The organism is Mycobacterium mantenii (genome assembly GCF_001667865.1).
Taxonomy (GTDB): domain Bacteria; phylum Actinomycetota; class Actinomycetes; order Mycobacteriales; family Mycobacteriaceae; genus Mycobacterium; species Mycobacterium mantenii_A.
Genome location: NZ_LZJP01000029.1, coordinates 1 through 21,610 on the forward strand (window position 1 = coordinate 1; position 21,610 = coordinate 21,610).

The window sequence follows — 21,610 nt, forward strand, 5'->3', positions numbered from 1 at the left end:
GCAACCGATCCGCCGTCGGGGTGCGGTCGGCGACATACAGCGAGCCGTCGACCGGGTCGGTGCACAGCCCACCGCTGCCGCCCACGCCATTCCCCAAGGTGTGCCCCGCCCCCGGGGTGATGCAGGGCTGCCTGGAAAGCACCAGCGGCCTGATCATGGGCCCCGACAGCAAAACCGCGCTGGTCGCCGAGCGCACCACCGGCGCGGTCAAGGAGATCTCGGTCAGCGCCGAGCCGAAGGTGAAGACGGTGATCCCGGTCGACCCGTCCGGGGACGGCGGCCTGATGGACATCGTGATGTCACCCACCTATACCCAGGACCGCCTGATGTACGCCTACATCAGTACGCCGACCGACAACCGGGTCATCCGCGTGGCCGACGGCGACATCCCCAAGGACATCCTGACCGGGATCCCCAAGGGCGCCACCGGAAACACCGGGGCGTTGATCTTCACCAGCCCCACCACGCTGGTGGTGATGACCGGCGACGCGGGCAATCCGGCGCTGGCCGCCGATCCCAAATCGCTGGCGGGCAAGGTGCTGCGGATCGAGCAGCCGACCACCGTGGGCCAGGCACCGCCGACGACGGCGCTGTCCGGCGTGGGCGCCGGCGGTGGGCTGTGCACCGACCCGGTCGACGGCTCGCTGTATGTCGCCGACCGCACCCCGACGGCGGATCGGTTGCAGCGCATCACCAAGACGTCGGACGTCTCCACGGTGTGGACCTGGCCGGACAAGCCCGGCGTGGCCGGATGCGCGGCGATGGACGGGACCGTGCTGGTCAACCTGATCAACACCAAGCAGACGGTCGCGGTCCGGCTGGCGCCGGCCACGGGCGCGGTCACCGGTGAACCCGACGTGGTACGTAAGGACACCCATGCGCACGCCTGGGCGCTGCGCATGTCGCCGGATGGAAACGTCTGGGGCGCGACCGTCAACAAGACGGCCGGGGACGCCGAGAAGCTGGACGACGTGGTGTTCCCACTCTTCCCGCAGGGCGGCGGATTCCCGCGCAATAGCGACGACAAGAGCTGACGGCCCTCGCGCCCTAGTGGCCGATGATCGGCCCCCGGCTAGCCCTGGCCGCAGGCGGCCAACACCAGTTCGCGCACCCGCGCGGCGTCGGCCTGGCCGCGGGTGGCCTTCATCACCGCGCCGACGATCGCACCGGCCGCGGCCACCTTGCCGCCGCGGATCTTCTCCGCCACATCGGGATTGGCGGCCAGCGCCTCGTCGACGGCGGCCTGCGTCACCGAGTCGTCGCGCACCAGCGCCAGACCGCGGGCGGTCATCACCGCTTCGGGCTCGCCCTCGCCGGCCAGCACACCCTCGACGACCTGGCGGGCCAGCTTGGTGGACAGCTTGCCCTCGTCGACCAGCGCCACCACCGCGGCGACCTGCGCGGGGGTGATGGCCAGCTCATCCAGCGCCACGTTGGCCTCGTTGGCCTTCTGCATCAAGAAGTTTCCCCACCACGCGCGGGCCTGCTCGCTGGAGGCGCCGTGTTCGATGGTCGCGGTGACCAATTCGATCGCCCCGGCGTTGACCAGGTCGCGCATCACCTCGTCGGAGATGCCCCATTCTTCCTGAATGCGCTTGCGGCTCAACCACGGCAGCTCGGGAATGGTCTGGCGCAGCTTCTCGACGAGTTCGCGGCTCGGCGCGACGGGCTCGAGGTCCGGCTCGGGGAAATAGCGGTAGTCCTCGGCGGTCTCTTTGGTGCGCCCCGGGCTGGTGTAGCCCGATTCGTGAAAGTGCCGGGTCTCCTGCGTGATCCGTCCGCCCGACGCCAGGACGGCGGCCTGGCGCTGCATTTCGTAGCGCACCGCCACCTCAACGCTTTTCAGCGAGTTGACGTTCTTGGTTTCGGTCCGCGTCCCGAACTCGGCGGTCCCGATCGGCTTCAGCGACACGTTCGCGTCACACCGCATCGAACCCTGATCCATCCGCACGTCCGATACGTCCAAGGCGCGCAACAGGTCTCGTAACGCCGTCACATAGGCGCGGGCGATTTGCGGTGCCCGATCCCCGGCGCCGACGATGGGTTTGGTAACGATCTCGATCAGTGGCACACCGGCACGGTTGTAGTCGATCAGCGACGTGGTCGCGCCGTGGATGCGGCCCGTCTCGCTGCCGATGTGGGTGAGCTTGCCGGTGTCTTCCTCCATGTGCGCGCGCTCGATTTCGACCCGCCAGGTGGTGCCGTCCTCCAGCGGCGCCTCGAGGTAACCGTCGATCGCGATGGGCTCGTCGTACTGCGAAATCTGGTAGTTCTTCGGCATGTCCGGATAGAAGTAGTTCTTCCGGGCGAAGCGGCACCAGGACACGATCTCGCAGTTCAGCGCCAGCCCGATCCGAATGGCCGACTCGACCGCGGTCTGGTTGAGCACGGGCAGCGAGCCGGGCAGGCCGAGGCACACCGGGCACACCTGGGTGTTGGGCTCGGCGCCGAATGCGGTGCTGCAGCCACAGAACATCTTGGTGACGGTGGACAGTTCCACGTGCACCTCGAGGCCGAGTACCGGGTCGAAACGGGCGATGACGTCGTCGTATTCCATCAACTCGGCGCCGGCAGCAACACTCATGCGCTCGATCCTAATGGTGTGCCTGTGTCAGCCGGAGCGCGGTGATCGTGCCACCGGGAACCGGTCGCGCTGCCCTCCCCTGCCCGGGAACATGTCGGCCAGCACGGCCGCCATCTCCAGATAACTGCGGCGGCTCTCCTTGCTCATGCGGTCCAGCGCGATCTTTCGTCCCTCGTGCACGTGCCGATCGAACGGCAGCACCACGGTGGCGCCGACGCGGGCGGACAGCCGGTCGAGTTCGGTGACGGCCACAGCGTCCACCTTGGCCGGCTCGACATGGTTGATGGCCAGCACGGTCCACTGCATCAACGATTGATACCCGTTGTGGCACAACCACTCCAGCGTCGTCCGGGTTTTGCGTACCGCATCGACGGCGGGGCTGGTGACCACCACCAGCGCCCGCGATTCCGGCAGAACAGCGTCCATCACAGCGGAATTGAGCGTTTTGACACAGTCGACGAGCACCAGCGAATACTGGTTTCGCAGCATCGAAAAGGCCCGCAGCATGTCCTGGCGCTCCAGGCGCCAGTCGGTGTCCGGCAGCCCGAGCACTTCCAGCCCGAAGCCGTTCATATACGTCAGCGCGCGGATGTCCTCGTATTGCGCCGCCGGGTTGCCGTGCAGCAGGTCGGCCAGGCTGTGCGGGTTGCGCCGGCCGTGGCGCTCCGCCAAGTCACCGGCGTCGATATCGAGGGCGAGCACCCGGTCGTCGCGCACGGCGGCGAACGTCGAGCCCAGCGCCTCCACCACCGCCGTCTTGCCGACCCCACCCTTGAGGTTGAGGACGGAGATGGGAAAGGCGCCACCCACGCTCGCGCGGATGCGCTGCCGCAGCTCGTTCTCGTAGGTCGTGTTCTTGCCCGGGCCGAGCTCGATCCCGGTGAGGCGATGAACCAGCTGCCGCCAGTCGAACGCCGCGGCGTCGGTGTCGTGGGTGTCGAACCGGTCCAGCGCGGTCGCGCCCAGCATCGGCTCGGGGCGAGGCCGTGGCGGGATACGCCGGGGAGGTGGCTGCGCGGCCGGTGGCGGTTGCGGGGGGCCGGCGCCCTGCTGATTCGGGCCGCGGGACTGCGGCACGGTGGCGGCCGCGGGGTCGCCGTCGGCGCGCCACTCGCGCGGGCCCGGCTTCGGGTTCGGCGGGCCCGGTGGTCCCGCCGCCACAGCGGATTGTTGAACGACTCCGCGAATCGCACCGCGGTTGCTCATACTCCCGGTATAACCGCTGAGGACCGGTCCGGAAACCACCAAAATGCACCCAATAGCGAACCACCTGGATCATTAGCGGGCGAATTCAAGCCGTTGTTCACTCGGATCCACCGGTTGTTTGCCTGGCGCGCGGCCTAACCGAAGAAGGCGGCGGCGTCGTCGTAGCGGGTTTCGGGCACCAGCTTGAGCTGACGCACCGCGTCGGCCAGCGACACCCGGCCGATGTCCTGCCCGCGCAGCGACACCATCTGGCCGTATTCCCCGGCATGCGCGGCATCGGCCGCATTCACCCCGAACCGGGTGGCCAGCACCCGGTCGTAGGCCGTCGGGGTGCCGCCGCGCTGCACGTGACCCAGCACGGTCACCCGGACGTCTTTGTTGATCCGCTTCTCCACTTCGGCACCGAGCTGGGCGGCCACGCCGGTGAACTTTTCGTGGCCGAATTCGTCAATCCCGCCTTCCCGCAACGAAATCGAGCCGGGGATGGGCTTGGCGCCTTCGGCGACAACGCAGATGAAGTGCGAATCTCCGCGCTGGAAGCGCCTTTTGACCAGCCGACAGACCTCTTCGACGTCGAACGGCTGCTCGGGGATCAGTGTCATGTGCGCGCCCGAAGCCAGGCCCGCGTTCAGCGCGATCCAGCCGGCGTGCCGACCCATCACCTCGACCAGCATCACCCGCTGGTGCGATTCGGCGGTGCTGTGCAACCGGTCGATGGCGTCGGTGGCGACGGTCAACGCGGTGTCGTGGCCGAAAGTCACGTCGGTGCAATCGATGTCGTTGTCGATGGTCTTCGGCACACCAACCACGGGAACGTTTTCCTCCGAGAGCCAGTGCGCGGCCGTCAGCGTGCCCTCCCCGCCGATGGGGATCAGGACGTCGATTCCGTTGTCGTCGAGGGTCTGCTTGATCTGGTTCAGCCCGGCCCGCAGCTTGTCGGGGTGCACGCGGGCGGTGCCCAGCATGGTTCCGCCCTTGGCCAGCAGGCGGTCGTTGCGGTCGTCGTTGTGCAGCTGGATGCGCCGGTTCTCCAGCAACCCGCGCCAACCGTCCTGGAATCCGACCACCGACGAGCCGTACCGGGAGTCGCACGTCCGCACCACTGCCCTGATGACCGCGTTGAGCCCGGGGCAGTCGCCGCCTCCGGTGAGCACTCCGATCCGCATGCCTTCATCTTGCCTGGGGCTGCGGGGTTATGGCGCGATTAGCGCGCGACGGGCGCCGACGGCAGCGGTCCGCGGGCCGCCTCGTAGGCGGCGCCAACCCGGTAGAGCCGGTCGTCGGCCAGTGCGGGCGCCATGATCTGCAGGCCGACCGGCAGGTCGTCGTCCGGCGACAGACCGGCCGGCACCGACATGCCGCAGTGGCCGGCCAGATTGAGCGGCAGCGTGCACAGGTCGAACAGATACATCGCCAGCGGATCGTCCACCTTTTCGCCCAGCCGGAACGCCGTCGTCGGGGTCGCAGGCGACACCACCACGTCCACCGAGCGATAGGCCTCGTCCAGGTCGCGTGCGATCAGGGTGCGCACCTTCTGGGCCTGGTTGTAGTAGGCGTCGTAGTACCCGGCCGACAGGGCGTAGGTGCCGATCATGATGCGCCGCTTGACCTCCGGCCCGAAGCCGGCGGCCCGGGTCATGGCCATCACTTCCTCGGCGCTGTGGTTGCCGTCGTCGCCGACCCGCAGCCCGTAGCGCATCGCGTCGAAGCGGGCCAGGTTGCTCGACACCTCCGACGGCAGGATCAGGTAGTAGGCGGCCAGCGCGTACTCGAAGTGCGGGCAGTCGACCTCGCTCACGTCGGCACCCAGGGCGGTCAGTTGCTCGACGGCGGCCTCGAAAGCTCTCAGCACGCCGGGCTGGTAGCCCTCGCCGCGCAGCTGCTTGACCACCCCGACGCGCACCCCCTTGAGGTCACCGCCCGCGCCGGCCCTGGCGGCGCCGACGACGTCGGGAATCGCCGCCTCGACCGACGTGGAGTCGCGGGTGTCGTGCCCGGCGATCACCTGATGCAGCAGCGCGGTGTCGAGCACCGTGCGGGCGCACGGGCCGCCCTGATCCAGCGACGACGCGCACGCCACCAGGCCGTAGCGGGACACCGTCCCGTAGGTCGGCTTGACCCCGACCGTCGCGGTCAACGCGGCGGGCTGCCGGATGGAGCCGCCGGTGTCGGATCCGATGGCCAGCGGCGCCTGGAACGCGGCCAGCGCCGCGGCGCTGCCGCCGCCGGAGCCGCCGGGGACCCGGTCTACGTCCCACGGGTTGCGGGTGGGGCCGTAGGCGGAGTTCTCGGTCGAGCTGCCCATCGCGAACTCGTCCATGTTGGTCTTGCCCAGGATCGGGATTCCCGCCGCGCGCAGCCGCGAGGTGACGGTGGCGTCGTACGGAGAACGCCAGCCCTCGAGGATCTTGGACCCGCAGGTGGTGGGCATGTCGACGGTGGTGAAGACGTCCTTGAGCGCCAGCGGCACCCCGGCCAGCGGGGACGGCAGCCGCTCCCCCGCCGCGACGGCCTCGTCGACCTGCTTGTCAACGGCGGCTGCCGCCGCAAGCGCCTCGTCGGCCGCCACGTGCAGGAAGGCGTGGTAGCGGTCGTCGGTCGCCGCGATCTGGTCCAGGCACGCCTGGGTGACCTCGACCGACGACACCTCTTTGGCCGCGATCCGGGCGGCCAGTGTGGCGGCGTCGGACCGGATGATCTCGTTCACTCGCTGTCCCCCAGGATCTGCGGGACCCCGAAGCGGCCGTCGATGGCCGCGGGCGCTTCGGCCAGTGCCTCAGCCTGGGTCAGGCAGGGTGTCGGCTCGTCCGGGCGGGTGACGTTGACGTCTTTGAGCGGGTTGTCGGTCGCTTCGACGCCGGTGACATCGACCGCCTGCACCTGGCTGACGTGGGTCAGGATGGCGCCGAGTTGGCCGGCGAAGCTGTCGAGCTCGCTGTCGGTCAGCGCCAGGCGAGACAGCCGGGCCAGATGCGCTACCTCGTCGCGGGAGATCTGGGACACGATCCGAAAGCCTAGCCGCGGGCTTGCCGCCGCCTGCACGCCCGTTGCCGATCGCGCGGCCGGCTGCGACCGTCGCCGCGATGACGCTCGCAGCCGGGTCGAGCCGAAATGCCGTCGACACATCGCTGTGCAACAGTGTTGGCCGTGCCCTCCTATCTGTTGCGCATCGAGCTCGTCGACCGGCCAGGCAGCCTGGGGTCGCTGGCGGTGGCGCTCGGTTCGGTGGGCGCCGACATCTTGTCGCTCGATGTCGTGGAGCGCAGCGCGGGTTACGCGACCGACGACCTGGTGATCGAACTGCCGCCGGGCGCGATGCCTGACACGCTGATCACCGCCGCCGAGTCCCTGTCCGGTGTCCGGGTGGACAGTGTGCGTCCGCACACCGGCCTGCTGGAAGCGCATCGCGAGCTGGAGCTGCTCGACCACGTCGCCGCGGCCGACACCAAGGCGGCACGACTGCAGGTTCTCTCGAACGAGGCGCCCAAGGTGCTGCGCGTCAGCTGGTGCACCGTGCTGCGCAGTTCGGCCGGCGAGCTCCAGCGCCTGGCCGGTAGCCCGGGCGCCCCGGAGACCAAGGCGGACTCAGCCCCGTGGCTGCCGCTGGAGCGGGCCGCGACGCTGGACAGCAACGCCGAGTGGGTGCCTCAGGCGTGGCGCGATATGGACGTGACGATGGTCGCGGCCCCGCTGGGCGACCCGCACACCGCGGTGGTGCTCGGCCGTCCCGGCCCGGAATTCCGGCCGTCTGAGGTCGCCCGGCTGGGCTACCTCGCCGGGATCGTCGCCACCATGCTGCGTTAGTGGCGATCGCGAGCGCGGCGCAGCCGGGCGACGCGGGTCGCCACCATCGGAACCAGTGGCGATCGCGAGCGCGGCGCAGCCGGGCGACGCGGGTCGCCACCATCGGGACTGGTGACCGGTGCACAGCCGGTGGCGTGAATGAATCCCTTGATTCTTCAACGTGTTGAGCTTCGATGCATTGCCGGTAGCAACCGATTCCGGCAACCAGGCTAGTTGTTTGCCGGTGGTGGTTGGGGCTGGAAGGGTTGGTACCACCACCAGTCGGCGCGCTCGCCGGTAGGTCCCGGGCAGGGCGCCACCGCGGGAGGGGGTTGGGTCGGTGGGCGTGCCAGCGATCCCGGGCTCAGTAACCGGCCGGCCTCGTCGGTGACCCTGAGAGCGCCTGCGGGCCCGGTGATGGTGATGACGCCCCGATGGTGCAACCGGTGATGATAAGGGCATAGGAGCACCAGGTTGGCCAACTCCGTGGGGCCGCCGTCCTCCCAGTGCCAAATGTGATGGGCGTGCAGACCACGGGTGGCACCACAGCCCGGAACCACGCACGTGCGGTCGCGATGCTCCAGCGCGCGGCGAAGCCGCCGGTTGATCACCCGCGTCGCCCTCCCGGCACCGATGACCTCGCCGTGACGCTCGAACCAGACTTCGGCAGTGGCATCACACGTGAGGTATCGGCGTTCGGCGTCGGTGAGCAGCGGACCCAGATGCAGTGCCGCAGCGGGCTGCTCGACGTCGACATGCACCACCACGGTGGTGTGCTGCCCATGTGGGCGGCGGGCCGCCTCGGCGTCCCATCCGGCCTCGACCAGGCGCATGAACGCCTCGGCGGTGCCAGGCAACGGGGGCCGCTGATCTGAAGCGCCCTGCCCCTCGCCGTGATCGCGGCGCCACTCGGCGATCAGCGCATCGCGGTGAGAAGCCAAGGCGGCGTCGAACATCGCGGCGTCATGGCGGGGAAGCGCGATCCGGTAGCAGCTGCCCTGCTCGTTGGTGGTCGTGGTGATCGAGCGGTCGGGCTCGGGCCCAGGTTCGGGTTCGGGTCGCGGCTCGAGCTTGACCGCGGTGCGCAACTGAGTGACGGTGGCGCAGCGCGCCAGCTGCGCGTAGTGCTCATCGGATCCCGCACCGGCCCGCGCCGCGATGACCCCGACCTGATCGGCCGACAGCCAGCCCTCTCGCATGCCTTGGGCGCAGCGCGGGAACTCCTCGAGCCGGCTCGCGATGGTGGCGATCGTGTGCGCGTTCGCCGGCGAGCAGCCGGTCTTCCAGGCCACCAACGCCGGCACCGACCGCGCACCGGTCACCCCACACAACTGGTCGCGATCGATCTCAGCAACGATCTCCACCATGCGCCCATCAATCGCGTTGCGCTGACCGCTCAACTCCGCCAACTCCTCAAACAACACCTCAAGACGCTCGCTGGGACTCACCACCACAGCGCCGGCGGATGCGGTCGAAGACATGACGCCATCATCGCAGCCACCACCGACAACTCCGGGCCGCCCGATCCCCAACCCGAATGTCAGGTCGCGAGTACGGTCGACGCGGCCCGGGGAAACCAGATCAGCGAGTTGCCGGCGACACCGCGGTCGATTCGGACCTCGATCCGGACCCCGATTCGGACCCCGATTCGGACATCGCCACCGGGTCGTCGTCGTCCCACAGCAACAGCTGACGAACCGCCGGGCGCGGACCGTAGGGCCGCAGCATGGTGCTGGCCGGGCGCGGGCGCACCCGTTGGGGCCACCAGAACCAGCGCCCGAGAAGTCTTGCGACGGAAGGCGTCATGAACGAGCGCACGATCAGCGTGTCGAACAACAAGCCGAGGCCGATCGTGGTCCCGATCTGACCGAGGACCTGGAAGCCGCTGAACACGAACGCGCACATGGTGACCGCGAAAACGATGCCGGCCGAGGTGACGACCGAACCCGAGCCGGCCATCGCCCGGATGATGCCGGTGTTGAGGCCGGCATGGATCTCTTCCTTGAACCGGGAGATCAACAGCAGGTTGTAGTCGGATCCGACCGCCAGCAGCAGGATCACGGCCAGCGCGAGCACCACCCAATAGAGCTGAATGCCGAAGATATACTGCCACACCAGAACTGACAGCCCGAATGAGGCGCCCAAGGAGAGGGCCACCGTTCCCACGATGACCAGCGCGGCGATCAGGCTGCGCGTGATGATCATCATGATCAGCAGGATGAGACTCAGCGCGGCGAACGCCACGATCATCAGGTCGTACTTGGCGCCGTCCTGGATGTCCTTGTATGTCGCGGCGGTCCCGCCGAGATAGATGCCCGCCCCGGCCATGGGCGTGCCCTTCAGGGCCTCGTGCGCGGCCTTCGCGATCGGGTCGATGTGCGAAATCCCTTCGGGCGTCGCGGGATCGCCCTCATGCGTGACGATCATGCGGGCGGCCTTGCCGTCGGGCGAGAGGAACAGCCTGAGCCCGCGTTTGAAGTCGGGATTGTTGAACACCTCGGGCGGCAGATAGAACGTGTCGTCGTTCTTGGCCGCGTCGAAGGCCCGCCCCAGCGCCGTCGCGTTGTCGATCGCGGCCGCGGTCTGCGCGTAAATCCCGGACAGCGTGGCGTAATTGGCCAGAGTCAGGTCGCGATTGGTCTGCTGGCTTTGGATCTGCGGCGGGATGAGCGCCGTCAGTTTCGGCTGCAGCGCGTCGAGCTTGTCCAGGGAGGCCGTGAGGTTTTCGAATTTCTCGGTGAGCTGGTCAATGCCGTCGAGCGCGTCGAACAGCGACCGGAACGCGAAGCAGACGGGAATGTCGAAACAGTGCTTCTCCCAATAGAAATAACTGCGCACCGGCCGGAAGAAATCGTCGAAGTTCGCGATCTTGTCGCGAAGGTCCTGGATGGTGCCGAACGTGTCATGAAAGCTCTGAGTCTCGTCGTGGGTGGTGCCGGCGAGCTGCTGCTGCAGCACGTACTGCTGCTTCAAGATGTTGATCGTCTTCGTCAGTTCGTTGGCCTGCTTGAGGGCATCGTCGGCGCGATCTCGTTGGTAGCTCAGGTTTTCCTGCTGCGCCGCGCTGGAATTGCTGACCACGAACGCGAGTGAGCTGTGGACGAGCGGGGTTCCCAACGGTCTGGTGATGGTCTGCACCTGCGCCACCCCGGGGACGTGAAACACCGCCTTGGCCACCTTGTCCAGGACGAGCATGCTTTCCGGGTTACGCATGTCGTGATCGGTTTCGACCATCAACAACTCGGGCTCCAGCCGGGGCGCGAGAAGTGTTTCTCGGCGGCCGTGTAACCGATGTTGGCCGGCGCGCTGGCGGGCATGTAGGGCCGGGTGTCATAGCTGGTTTTGTATCCGGGCAGGGCGATCAGCCCCACCAGGGCCAGCGCGCACGACGCCGCGAGCACGGCGCCGGGCCAGCGGACGATGGCGGTGCCGATCCGCCGCCAGCCGCGGGTGCGTATCGCCCGCTTGGGGTCGAAGATGCCAGCCTTGGCGCCCAGGGTCAGGATCGCGGGCCCGAGCGTGAGCGCGGCGAACAGCGCGACCAGAATGCCCAACGCGGCCGGAATGCCCAAGCTTTGGAAGTAGGGCAGCCGGGTGAAACTCAGGCAGGCCACCGCGCCGGCCACGGTGAGGCCGGAACCCAGCACGATGTGCGTCGTCCCGTGATACATGGTGTAGAAGGCCTTTTCACGATCTTCGCCGCTGCCGCGTGCTTCCTGATAGCGGCCGACGAAGAAAATCGCGTAGTCCGTTCCGGCGGCGATCACCAACAGCGTCAGCAGGTTCGTCGCGTACGTCGACAGCCCGATCACGCCTGCGTTGCCCAGAAATGCGACAAGCCCTCGGGCGGCGGACATTTCGATGAGCACCGTCGCGAGCACGAGCAGCGTGGTGAGCACCGAGCGGTAGACGAAGAACAACATCAGCGCGATCACCCCGACGGTGATCCCGGTGACCTTGGCGGTGCCCTTGCTGCCGACGTCGAATTGATCGGAGATCAGCGGCGCCGCCCCGGTGACGTACGCCCTGACGCCCGGTGGCGGCTTCATGTGCTCGACGATGTCGCGGACGGCGCCGACGCCCTCGTTGGCCAGCGCCGAGCCCTGATTACCCGCGAGGAACAGCTGCACGTAGGCGGCCTTGCCGTCGCTGCTCTGCGATCCCGCCGCGGTCAACGTATCGCCCCAGAAATCCTGGAGGTGCTCGACGTGCTTGCGGTCGCGCTCGAGCTTGCGGACCATCTCGTCGTAGAAGCGGTGGGCGTCGGCGCCCAGCGGCTTGTCGCTTTCCAGCACAATCATCGCCGAGCTGTCCGTGTCGAATTCGTGGAACTTTTCGCCGATGCGCTTGATCGCCTTGAGCGACGCCGCATCCGGTGAGTTCAGCGCCACGTTGTGGGTCTTCCCCACCTCTTCCAGCTGGGGCACCGCAATGTTGGTGATGGCGGCAAGTCCCACCCAGAACAGCAGGATGGGCAACGCGAGCCGGCGGATGGTGCGCGGCACGAACCGCCGCGACTGGTGATCGGTGCTCATCCAGATTTATCCAGACAGTAGGTGTAGGCGTCGACTTTGTTAACGGTGCGTTGGTCTTTCACTTCGCCGTTGACGGTGATACGGCAGCCCAGGGTGTCGCCGTTGCCCTGCGCGACGACGTTGCCGATGACCGCGGGTTCGGTCGTGGTGATGGTGAACGACCACGGCAGGGGCGCGTCCTTGACTTGCTGCGGCTGGGCGTTGACGTCGAGGTAGTTGATGGTGGCCACGGCGCCCGGTGCGCCGAAGACCTCGAGCACCACCTGCTTGGGGTTGAACGGGACGATCTCGCCTGCCAGGCCGCCGTTTGCCGAGGTGGTGGTGTGCGACCCGAAGATTCCGTGCAGGCGATAGATTCCGAACCCCGCAAGCGCGACGACCACCACGGCGACAAGCACCATCCATCCCCGCTTCACCAGGGACGCAATCGAAAAGCCTTTCACCCGTTAGCCTTTCGAAGATCGGGCGACAGCACCACGCTCACGCCAAGCGCGGCGGCCAACATCGTGAGCGTGATCGACAGCTATGACAGTACGGTACGGGACCGTACTGTACAAGAGACGCGAACGTACATTTCGCCCCGCCGGGCGAATTCGGAAATACCGCGTCGTTACCCGGCGGACCTGGTCAGGCCGGGGATGAGAAACCCGTCGACAAAGGCCTCCACGGTGCGACGGGTGGGCGGCCGGCCGGGCAAGATCGACCGGAAAATCAGGTAGCCGGGTAACAGGTCCCAGAGTTCGTCGGTGATGACATCTTCGGAGATCTCGCCGCGGTCGGCCGCCTGGTGCAGCACGTGCTGGATCGTGGCCTTGCGCTGGTCCAGGAATTGATGCTGCATGGCGTCCTTGAGCGCGGGGTGGCGCGACACCTCGACCATCACCGCGCGGATGGTGCCGGCGTGCTGCCCGCACTCCTGGGTGATGGTCTCCCCCAGGCTCAGCAGGTCGCCGCGCAAGGTGCCCGTGTTCGGCGCTACGGCCACCTGGCGCACGCCTTCGATGAAGGCGGCCAGCACCAGTTCGGCCTTGGACGGCCAGCGCCGGTAGACGGTGGCCTTGCTGGCGCGGGCGGCGTTGGCCACCGCGTCCACCGTCAGCTGGTCATAGCCGTGTTCCTGCAGCAGCCGCAGGGTCACTCCCAGGATTTCGGCCTCGCGCGGCGACCAGGGCGATGCCTGCTCGCACTCCTCGGCCGTCTGGGTCATAGTGCCCACGATAGAGCCGCCCGGGCGGTGCGGACCAATTTCGGCGCAGTCGGGCCCGACGAATGTGAATTCGTCAGCGGGGATGCATCAGCGCGCGTTCGACGTCGGCGAGCAGGTCGTCGGTGTCTTCGATGCCCAGCGAGATGCGCGCGAATCCGTCGGCGACCGGATCTCCCCAGCGCGCCCGGCGGTCGACCGACGTGTGCAGGCCCCCGAAACTGGTGGACGCGATGAGCAGTTCGCTGCGCTCCACCAGCGCGTGCACGGCGGCGGCGTCGGCCAACTCGACCGAGACCAGCGCCCCGAATCGACGCATCTGCGCCATGGCCACCGGATGGGCCGGGTCTTCGGCCAACCCGGGGTAGCGCACCGCCCGCACCGCCGGGTGGCGGGCCAGCATGGTCGCCAGCGCCCGGGCGTTCTGGCATTGCCTTTCGAATCGCAACCCGGCAGTTCCCATGCTGCGCAACAGAAGCCACGCCTCAAACCCGCCCAGGATCGCACCGGCGAGCAGCCTGTGTCGCTCCACCGCGGCGAGCAGCTCGGGCTGGTTGGTGGCGACGTAGCCGGCCAGCAGGTCGCCGTGGCCGGACAGGGCCTTGGTCGCGCTGGCCACCACCGCGTCGGCGCCCAACGACAGCGGCTGCTGCCCCAGCGGTGTGGCGGCGGTGTTGTCGACAACCAGGCGCGCGTCGTGGCCGCGGCAGATGGTGGCCAACCGGTGCAGGTCGATCACGTCCAGCGCCGGGTTGGTGGGCGTCTCGGCCAGCACCACGCCGGCTCCCGCGGCGGCGTCGTAGATCTGCGCGCTCGACGCCTCGATGACCGTCACACCGGCCGGCACCAGGTCTTCGCGGGCGTAGCGGCGCACTTGGTAGTAGCCGTCGGCCGGGATCACCACCGTCGATCCGGGCGTCGCCAGCGTGCGCAGCACCGCGCTGATGGCCGCCATGCCCGAGCCGAACACCAGCGCGGCGGTGGCTCCCTCCAGCTCGGCCAGCGCCGACTCCAGTTGGCGCCAAGTCGGATTGGAGCTGCGGCCGTAGTTGTCGGGGCCGCTCGAGGCACCGCGTTCGTCGCTGGACAGGTGGTAGGTGGCGGCAAGCACCGCCTGCGGTGCCACCGGCTGACCCGAAACTATCTCGGAATCAACGGCTTTGAGGCTGCGGGTGGAATCGCCGTACCGGTTACTCATCGGCTTGGTCGGCCGGGGTTTCGGGTGGACCCTCGGCCAGCAGTTGCCGGAAGCCGTCCTCGTCGAGGACGGGCACCCCCAGCTCGATCGCCTTGTCGTACTTGGAACCCGGCGAATCGCCGGCCACGACGTAGTCGGTCTTCTTCGACACCGAACCGGCGGCTTTTCCCCCGCGCGTCAGGATCGCCTCCTTCGCGTCGTCGCGGGAAAAGCCGGCGAGCGACCCGGTGACCACCACCGTCAATCCCTCCAGCGTGCGCCGCACGCTGGTGTCGCGCTCGTCGGCCATCCGCACGCCGGCGGCGCGCCACTTGTCGACGATCGCGCGGTGCCAGTCGACGGTGAACCATTCGGTGAGCGCCGCGGCGATCGTCGGCCCGACACCCTCCACCGCCGCCAATTGCTCGGTGGACGCCGACATGATCGTGTCCAGGTCACCGAATTCGGTCGCCAGGGCGCGCGCGGCCGTCGGCCCGACGTGCCGGATCGACAACGCCACCAAAACCCGCCACAGCGCCACCTTCTTGGCCTTGTCCAGGTTGTCGAGCAGCCGTCTGCCGTTGGCGGACAGGGAACCCGCCTTCGTCCGGAACAACTCGGTGCGCAACAGGTCGTCTTCGGTGAGCGCGAACAGGTCGCCCTCGTCGGCGATCACCCCGGCCTTCAGCAGCGCGGTCGCCGCTTCGTAGCCCAGCCCCTCGATGTCGAGCGCCCCGCGACCGGCGACGTGGAAAACGCGCTCCCGCAGCTGTGCCGGGCAGGACCGGGCGTTGGGGCAGCGGATGTCGGCGTCGCCTTCCTTGGCCGGTGCCAGCGGAGTTCCGCATTCGGGACATGTTGTGGGCATGACGAATTCGCGCTCGGAGCCGTCGCGCAGGTCGACGACGGGACCGAGCACCTCCGGGATCACGTCGCCGGCCTTGCGGATCATCACGGTGTCACCGATCAGCACGCCCTTGCGTTTCACCTCGGCGGCGTTGTGCAGCGTGGCCAGCCCGACCGTCGACCCGGCCACCTTCACCGGTGTCATGAACGCGAACGGTGTGACGCGCCCGGTACGCCCGACGTTGACGCGGATGTCGAGCAGCTTGGTCTGTGCCTCCTGCGGCGGGTACTTGTAGGCGACGGCCCACCGCGGCGCGCGGGAGGTGGTCCCGAGCCGGCGCTGCAAGGCGACATCGTCGACTTTGACTACCACGCCGTCGATTTCGTGGTCGATGTCGTAGCGGTGTTCGCCCCAGTAGCCGATCCGCTCCTCCACGGCGGCCAGGCCGCGCACCCGTGCGGTTTGTGCTGCCACCGGCAGCCCCCAGGCGTTCAGCGCGGCATAGGCGTCGTGCTGGGTCTTGGGTGCGAATCCTTCGGTGCGCCCGATGCCGTGGCAGATCATGCGCAGCCTGCGCCGGGCGGTGACGGCCGGATTCTTCTGGCGCAGCGACCCGGCCGCGCTGTTGCGTGGGTTGGCGAACGGCGCCTTGCCGTCCTCGACCAGGCTGGCGTTGAGCGCCTCGAAATCGGCGAGCAGGAAGAACACCTCACCACGCACCTCGAGCAGGGCGGGAACCGGGAAGTCCGCGTCGTCGGACAGCCGCTCGGGAACGTCGTCGATGGTGCGCGCGTTGAGCGTCACGTCCTCGCCGACCCGGCCGTCACCCCGGGTCGCCGCGCGTTCCAGCCGGCCGTCGCGGTACACCAGCGACAGGGCCACCCCGTCGATCTTGAGTTCGCACAGGTAATACGGTTCCTTGCCGACCTCGTTCTCGACGCGGTTGCTCCAGGCCACCAGCTCGTCGCGATCGAAGACGTCGTCGAGGCTCAGCATCCGTTCCAGGTGTTGCGCCTCGGCGAACTCGGTGGCGAAACCGGCCCCGCCGACCAACTGCGTCGGGGAATCGGGCACGCGGAGCTCCGGGTGCCGCTCCTCGAGCGCCAGGAGTTCGTTGAACATCGTGTCGAACTCCGCGTCCGAGACGATCGGCGCGTCCTTGATGTAGTAGCGGAACTGGTGTTCGCGGACCGTTTCGGCCAGGTCCTGCCACTGCCGGCGCACCTCGGGCGATACCGGATCAGCCTCTGCTGAGCTCACCTTGGCAGGCTATCCGAGGACACCGACGCGAAACGCGATCAGTCCTCCACCGAGTCGTCCACTGTGTCCTCGACTTTGTCCTCGACTCGGTCCTCTACAAAGGCACGCAGCCGATCCACCGCGGCATCCCACCGGCGGGACAGCTGGCTCAGGTAGTCGCTGGCCGACGCCAGTGGTTGGGTCTGCACCGTCCAGACGCGCTCGCGGCCCCGCCGGCTGCTGGTCACCAGCCCGACGGACTCCAGCAGCTGCAGGTGTTTGCTGGCCGCCTGCCGGGTGATCGGGATGACGCTGGTGACCTGCGACGTCGAGCTCGGGCCCTGATCGCAGAGCCGCACGATGATGCGCAATCGGTTGGGATCGCCCAACGCGTCGAACAGCGGCGCGTCGACGACGGCACGTCCGTTCATACCCGGACGTCTTCGACGTACCTGCGCACCAGCGTGGTCTGGATCGCCCAGCCCTCGCCGTTGGCCTCGAAGGACGGGCCGCGGCGCGCCTCCGGAATCGCCTCGAATCCGGATTCGGTGATGGTCAGCAGCACGCCGTCGGGCTGCTCGGACAGGGTGAACTCGACGAGCGTGGTCGGCTCCCGGTCGTAGTCGACATCCGGGTCGACGGCGAACGGATGCCAGCGGTAGGCGAACCGGCGCTGTGGCTCGATGGCGACGATCTGCCAGGTGCTCTGCACCCCCGCGTGCGTCTCCTGACGCTTGGCGACCTCGCTGTCGACGACGGTCGGGCTGATCGCGGCGGTCACCGAGGTGCCGGCGACGAACGGTCCGTCGAAGCGCACCCCGAACCAGCGGCCGAACTCGTCGGCGTCGCTGATGGCCCGCCACACCCGGTCCAGCGGCGCGTGCAGCACCACGTGCTTCTCGATCTTCATATGCAACCTCCTGGTTGCCTGTCAGTTCAGCACAGGGCGAGTAGAAAAGCAACCATTTGGTTGCCTATTCGATGGCGTCCGGATCCTCGGCGAACATCTCGGCCGCCTCGCGCGCGAGCCCGATCGCGGTGCGGGCCCATTCCGGCGTCGCGCGGGCCAGACCGCAGGCGGGGGTGACGCCGATGCGGTCACGCAGCGCCGAGCGGGCGAAGCCGAGGCGATCGGTCACGGCGACCACCGCCGAAGCCACCTCTTCCGCCGACGGCCGACGCGGCGGGGCGTCGCCGGCCACCACCCCCAACATGACGGTGCGCCCCGGCTCCACGAACCCGGCAATGCCGTCCAGATCCGGCGCGGTCAGGCTGCCGACGTCCACGGAAACGGCACGAAATGAGCTGCGCTGCAACAGGTCCCATGGCACATCAGGGGCGCAACAGTGCAGCAGCACCTCCCCGCCCACCGTCTGGGCGCAGGCGTCGAGCAGCCCGGCGGCCACCTCCTCGTCGATGGGCGCCACCGGACTCAGCGAGGTCACCCCGCTCAGCCCCCCGCCCAGCGCCTTCGGCAGCGACGGCTCGTCGAACTGAACCACCACCTCCGCCTCGAGCCGGCGGGCCAGGCCCGCGCGGTGCGCGGACACGCCCTCGGCCAGTGACGCCGCCAGATCTCGCAACGCCCCGGGATCGGTGATCGCCCGGTGGCCGTTGGGCAGCTCGACCTCGGCGGCCAGCGTGATCGGGCCCGGCGCTTGTACCTTGACCACCCGGCCGTCGTTGCGCAGGCCGGCGGTCTCCCAGGCCTCTTCCAGGGCGTCCATGTCCTCGTCGAGCAGACTGACGGCGCGGCGGGTGACAGCGCCGGGCCGGGCGGCAAGCCGGTAGCCGCGCGGCGCCGTGTCGATGGCCACGTCGATCAGCAGCGCGCCGGCGCGGCCGAGCATGTCGGCACCCACTCCGCGCGCGGGCAGCTCGACGATGTGGGCCAGCGCGCCCGCCAGTTCACCCACGACAACTTCGGCGGCTTGGCGCGCGGCGATGCCGGGCCACGAGCCGACGCCGCTGGCGTTGGCAAAGGGATGGCTGAAAACACTCACCGGACAACCGTATTCGACGTCGCGCCACCCGAAGGCCGGCAGGGGTCTGTGGGCCGGCGGGCCGCGCGGGTAGGTTCAACGCCGAAGGGGTGCGAAAAGGTGTCGCAGAAGGCGAAATCGGCGTGGCTGCCGCTGTTGTTCGGTGCGGTGATGCTGGTGGCGGCGTGCACCCGGGTGGTCGACGGCGCGGCCACGGCGGGATTCGGCGCCAACCGCAGGGTGGTGCAGGGCGTCGACGTCGACGCGATCCTGCTCGACCAGTCGCGGATGCGCGCGATCACCGGGGCCGGCGAGCATCTGACCATCATTCCCTCGATGGACGGCACCAGCCCGGTGGACATCGACGCGCTGGCGCAGACCGCGCCGCGCGAGTGCCGGTTCATCTACGCCGAGACCGCGACGTTCGGGCGCGACCTGGAGGCGTTTCACAAGACGACGTTTCAGGACCCGCCCGACGGCGCGCTGATCTCCGAGGGCGCCGCGGCCTACCGCGACGCCGACTCCGCCCGGCGTGCCTTCGGGACCCTGGTGGGCACCGTCGGCGCCTGCGCGAACGGCTCGAGCGGCCAACTGTATGTCGGCGACTGGAACGCCGACGCCACCTCGCTGCACCTGCGGCCCGGCGGATGCGGCCGCGACTACAAGATTCTGTCGGTGGCCATGCTGGAGGTCACCTTCTGCGGTTTCGCGCAGTCGGTGTCCGACATCGTGATGACGAATATTTCCGCGAACGTGCCGCGGTAGCCCCGATTCAGCGCGCGGTCGCCGCGATGGTGGCGCTGCCGAGCACCTCGTCACCGTCGGGGTCGGGCCGGTACAGCACCAGCGTCTGGCCGCGCGCCACGCCGCGCATCGGGGCGCGCAGTCGCACGACCAGCTCGTCGTCGACCAGTTCGGCGACCGCGTCGGCCGTTTCACCGTGCGCGCGCACCTGAACCCCGCACTCCACCGGGCCCGACGGCGCCACGCCCGAGGTGAAAATCGGTGTCCGACCGATCATTTCGCGGATTTCAAGGTCGGCCGCCTCCCCCACCTGCACGGTCGCGGTCTCCGCGTCGATCGCGGTCACGTACCGCGGGCGGCCGTCGGGTCCCGGCCCGGCGATACCCAGCCCCTTGCGCTGGCCGATGGTGAAACCGTGTACGCCGTCATGCTCGGCGAGCACCGTGCCGTCCGCGTTGACCACGGCGCCCCGGCGCACCCCGATGCGCTCGCCCAAAAACGCGCGGGTGTTGCCCGAGGGGATGAAGCAGATGTCGTGACTGTCCGGCTTGTCGGCGACGGTCAGACCCCGCCGGGCGGCCTCGGCCCGGATCTGCGGCTTGGGGGTGTCCCCGATCGGGAAGGCCGCGTGGCGCAACTGCTCGGCGCTCAGGACGGCCAGCACGTAGGACTGGTCCTTGTCCGTGTCGACGGCGCGCCGCAACCGCCCGTTCGCCAGCCGGGCGTAGTGGCCGGTGGCCACCGTATCGAACCCGAGCGCAATGGCTTTCGCCGACAGGGCCGAGAACTTGATCTTCTGATTGCACACCACGCACGGGTTGGGTGTTTCGCCGCGCGCGTACGACGACACGAATTCGTCGATAACGTCCGACTTGAACCTCTCCGCGAAATCCCAGACATAGAACGGGATTCCGAGCACATCCGCGACGCGGCGCGCGTCGGAGGCGTCTTCCTTCGAGCAGCATCCGCGCGAGCCGGTGCGCAGCGTGCCGGGCGCGCTGGACAGCGCCAGGTGCACGCCGACCACGTCGTGTCCGGCGTCGACCATCCGGGCGGCGGCGACCGACGAGTCGACGCCACCGCTCATGGCGGCAAGCACTTTCACTTAGGACGCCCCCGCGGCGGCCATGGCGGCCCGACGGGCGCGGTCCACCGCCCCGGGCAGGACCCGCAGCACCGCGTCGACGTCCGCATCAACACTGGTGTGGCCCAACGAGAGTCGCAAAGACCCGCGGGCGCTGGTCGGGTTGGCGCCCATCGCGATCAGCACGTGTGAGGGCTGCGCGACACCGGCGGTGCACGCCGATCCGGTCGAGCACTCGATTCCGTTGGCGTCCAAGAGCATCAACAGCGCGTCGCCCTCGCAGCCGCGGAACGTGAAGTGCGCGTTGCCGGGAAGGCGCAGCGGATCGCGCGCCCCGTTGAGGCTGACGTCCTCGATGCCGCCCAGTACGCCGTCGACCAGCCGGTCCCGCAACGCCCGCAGCCGGGCGCTGTTGACCTCGAGCCCGTCGACCGAGATCCGGGCCGCCATCGCCATTCCGACCGCGCCGGCGACATCGGCCGTGCCCGAACGGATGTCACGCTCCTGCCCGCCGCCGTGCGCCAACGGCATGCACGCGACGTCGCGGCGCAGCAGCAGCGCACCGACGGCCGGCGGGCCGCCGAACTTGTGTGCGGTCACGCTCATCGCCGACAGCCCGCTGGCGGCGAAGTCGACGGGCAACTGCCCCACCGCCTGAACCGCGTCGCTGTGCATCGGCACGCCGAATTCGGCCGCGACGGCGGCGAGTTCGGCGGCCGGCATGACCGTGCCGACCTCGTTGTTGGCCCACATCACCGAGACCAGCGCAACGTCGTCGTGGCGCTGTAGCACCTCGCGCAGCGCCGCGGCCGACACCGACCCGTCGGCGGCGGTCGGCAGCCAGGTGACCTCGGCGCCCTCGTGTTCGACGAGCCAGTTCACCGAGTCCAGCACCGCGTGGTGTTCCACCTCGCTGGTGACGATGCGCCGGTGCCGCGGCTCGGCGTCGCGGCGGGCCCAGTAGATGCCCTTGACGGCCAGGTTGTCGCTTTCGGTGCCGCCGGCGGTGAAGATGACCTCCGAGGGGCGCGCGCCGAGCCTGTCGGCGATCAGCTCGCGGGATTCCTCGATGCGGCGCCGCGCCGTCCGGCCGCTGGTGTGCAGCGAGGACGCGTTGCCGACCGTGCCGAGCACAGCCGTCATCGCCTCGACGGCGGCGGGGTGCATCGGGGTGGTGGCGGCGTGATCCAGGTAGACCATGACGCGACCCACGATACCGGCCGGC

General features: G+C 68.9%; 18 protein-coding genes and 1 pseudogene. 3 read left to right on the forward strand and 16 right to left on the reverse strand.

All coding sequences use genetic code 11. The annotated features are described in order from the left end of the window. The coding region (locus A5688_RS04075; RefSeq protein ID WP_242663193.1) for a PQQ-dependent sugar dehydrogenase at positions 1–1,034 on the forward strand (1,034 nt) is incomplete at its 5' end. Positions 1,035–1,072: 38 nt separating this feature from the next. On the opposite strand, the gene gatB is transcribed toward A5688_RS04075, so the two are convergent. The 5 genes from gatB to gatC form a co-directional block, all read right to left on the reverse strand. Beyond that, entirely contained in the window at positions 1,073–2,584 is a 1,512-nt protein-coding gene (gene gatB, locus A5688_RS04080) for an Asp-tRNA(Asn)/Glu-tRNA(Gln) amidotransferase subunit GatB (protein ID WP_067912038.1), read from the reverse strand. Positions 2,585–2,611: 27 nt separating this feature from the next. After that, on the reverse strand, positions 2,612–3,790 hold the full coding sequence (locus A5688_RS04085) for a MinD/ParA family ATP-binding protein (protein ID WP_242663194.1): 1,179 nt from the start codon (positions 3,788–3,790) through the stop codon (positions 2,612–2,614). A gap of 134 nt (positions 3,791–3,924) precedes the next feature. Beyond that, positions 3,925–4,956 carry an ATP-dependent 6-phosphofructokinase gene (locus tag A5688_RS04090; protein ID WP_067839206.1) on the reverse strand — a complete coding sequence of 344 codons (1,032 nt, stop codon included), beginning with the start codon at positions 4,954–4,956 and terminating at the stop codon, positions 3,925–3,927. A gap of 38 nt (positions 4,957–4,994) precedes the next feature. Then, positions 4,995–6,497: an Asp-tRNA(Asn)/Glu-tRNA(Gln) amidotransferase subunit GatA gene (gatA, locus tag A5688_RS04095; RefSeq protein WP_067912043.1), complete on the reverse strand. Its 1,503-nt coding sequence runs from the start codon at positions 6,495–6,497 to the stop codon at positions 4,995–4,997. After that, positions 6,494–6,793, reverse strand: a complete 300-nt coding sequence (gene gatC / locus A5688_RS04100) for an Asp-tRNA(Asn)/Glu-tRNA(Gln) amidotransferase subunit GatC (RefSeq protein WP_067839213.1) — start codon at positions 6,791–6,793, stop codon at positions 6,494–6,496. The genes gatA and gatC overlap by 4 nt, the downstream gene beginning before the upstream one ends. A gap of 144 nt (positions 6,794–6,937) precedes the next feature. On the opposite strand from gatC, the gene A5688_RS04105 reads away from it, so the two are divergent. Continuing rightward, positions 6,938–7,594, forward strand: a complete 657-nt coding sequence (locus A5688_RS04105) for an amino acid-binding protein (RefSeq protein WP_120312469.1) — start codon at positions 6,938–6,940, stop codon at positions 7,592–7,594. Between the two features lie 209 nt (positions 7,595–7,803). On the opposite strand, the gene A5688_RS04110 is transcribed toward A5688_RS04105, so the two are convergent. From A5688_RS04110 to A5688_RS04150, 9 genes and pseudogenes are all read right to left on the reverse strand, one after another. After that, positions 7,804–9,054, reverse strand: coding sequence for an HNH endonuclease signature motif containing protein (locus A5688_RS04110; RefSeq protein ID WP_067912049.1), 1,251 nt, complete (start codon positions 9,052–9,054; stop codon positions 7,804–7,806). Positions 9,055–9,154: 100 nt separating this feature from the next. Further along, positions 9,155–12,108, reverse strand: a pseudogene (locus tag A5688_RS04115) (RND family transporter). Next, complete coding sequence (locus A5688_RS04120) at positions 12,105–12,536, reverse strand: MmpS family transport accessory protein (RefSeq protein WP_431602670.1); 432 nt, start codon at positions 12,534–12,536, stop codon at positions 12,105–12,107. Before A5688_RS04120 ends, A5688_RS04115 begins: the two are co-directional and overlap by 4 nt. A 182-nt stretch (positions 12,537–12,718) precedes the next feature. Continuing rightward, positions 12,719–13,315 (reverse strand): TetR/AcrR family transcriptional regulator, encoded by a 597-nt coding sequence (locus tag A5688_RS04125; protein ID WP_067827299.1) that lies wholly within the window; start codon positions 13,313–13,315, stop codon positions 12,719–12,721. 73 nt (positions 13,316–13,388) lie between these two features. Next, positions 13,389–14,510 carry a cystathionine gamma-lyase gene (locus A5688_RS04130; RefSeq protein ID WP_067827302.1) on the reverse strand — a complete coding sequence of 374 codons (1,122 nt, stop codon included), beginning with the start codon at positions 14,508–14,510 and terminating at the stop codon, positions 13,389–13,391. After that, entirely contained in the window at positions 14,503–16,596 is a 2,094-nt protein-coding gene (gene ligA, locus A5688_RS04135) for an NAD-dependent DNA ligase LigA (RefSeq protein WP_067827305.1), read from the reverse strand. The genes A5688_RS04130 and ligA overlap by 8 nt, the downstream gene beginning before the upstream one ends. Positions 16,597–16,634: 38 nt before the next feature. Then, a complete protein-coding gene (locus A5688_RS04140) occupies positions 16,635–17,006 on the reverse strand; it encodes an ArsR/SmtB family transcription factor (RefSeq protein ID WP_067827310.1) in 372 nt (123 codons plus the stop codon). Further along, positions 17,003–17,485: an SRPBCC family protein gene (locus A5688_RS04145; RefSeq protein ID WP_067912052.1), complete on the reverse strand. Its 483-nt coding sequence runs from the start codon at positions 17,483–17,485 to the stop codon at positions 17,003–17,005. The genes A5688_RS04140 and A5688_RS04145 overlap by 4 nt, the downstream gene beginning before the upstream one ends. Before the next feature lie 64 nt (positions 17,486–17,549). Then, on the reverse strand, positions 17,550–18,578 hold the full coding sequence (locus tag A5688_RS04150) for a methionine synthase (protein WP_067827315.1): 1,029 nt from the start codon (positions 18,576–18,578) through the stop codon (positions 17,550–17,552). A 99-nt stretch (positions 18,579–18,677) separates the two neighbouring features. Here A5688_RS04150 and A5688_RS04155 point away from each other — a divergent pair, with 99 nt between their 5' ends. After that, a complete protein-coding gene (locus A5688_RS04155) occupies positions 18,678–19,322 on the forward strand; it encodes a sensor domain-containing protein (RefSeq protein ID WP_207546594.1) in 645 nt (214 codons plus the stop codon). 7 nt (positions 19,323–19,329) lie between these two features. Here the strand turns inward: A5688_RS04155 and mnmA are convergent, their stop codons facing one another. Continuing rightward, the gene (mnmA, locus tag A5688_RS04160; RefSeq protein WP_067827318.1) at positions 19,330–20,406 is read right to left on the reverse strand and encodes a tRNA 2-thiouridine(34) synthase MnmA; all 1,077 of its coding nucleotides are present in this window, start codon (positions 20,404–20,406) and stop codon (positions 19,330–19,332) included. Next, entirely contained in the window at positions 20,407–21,585 is a 1,179-nt protein-coding gene (locus tag A5688_RS04165) for a cysteine desulfurase family protein (RefSeq protein WP_067912055.1), read from the reverse strand. Positions 21,586–21,610 lie beyond the last annotated feature (25 nt).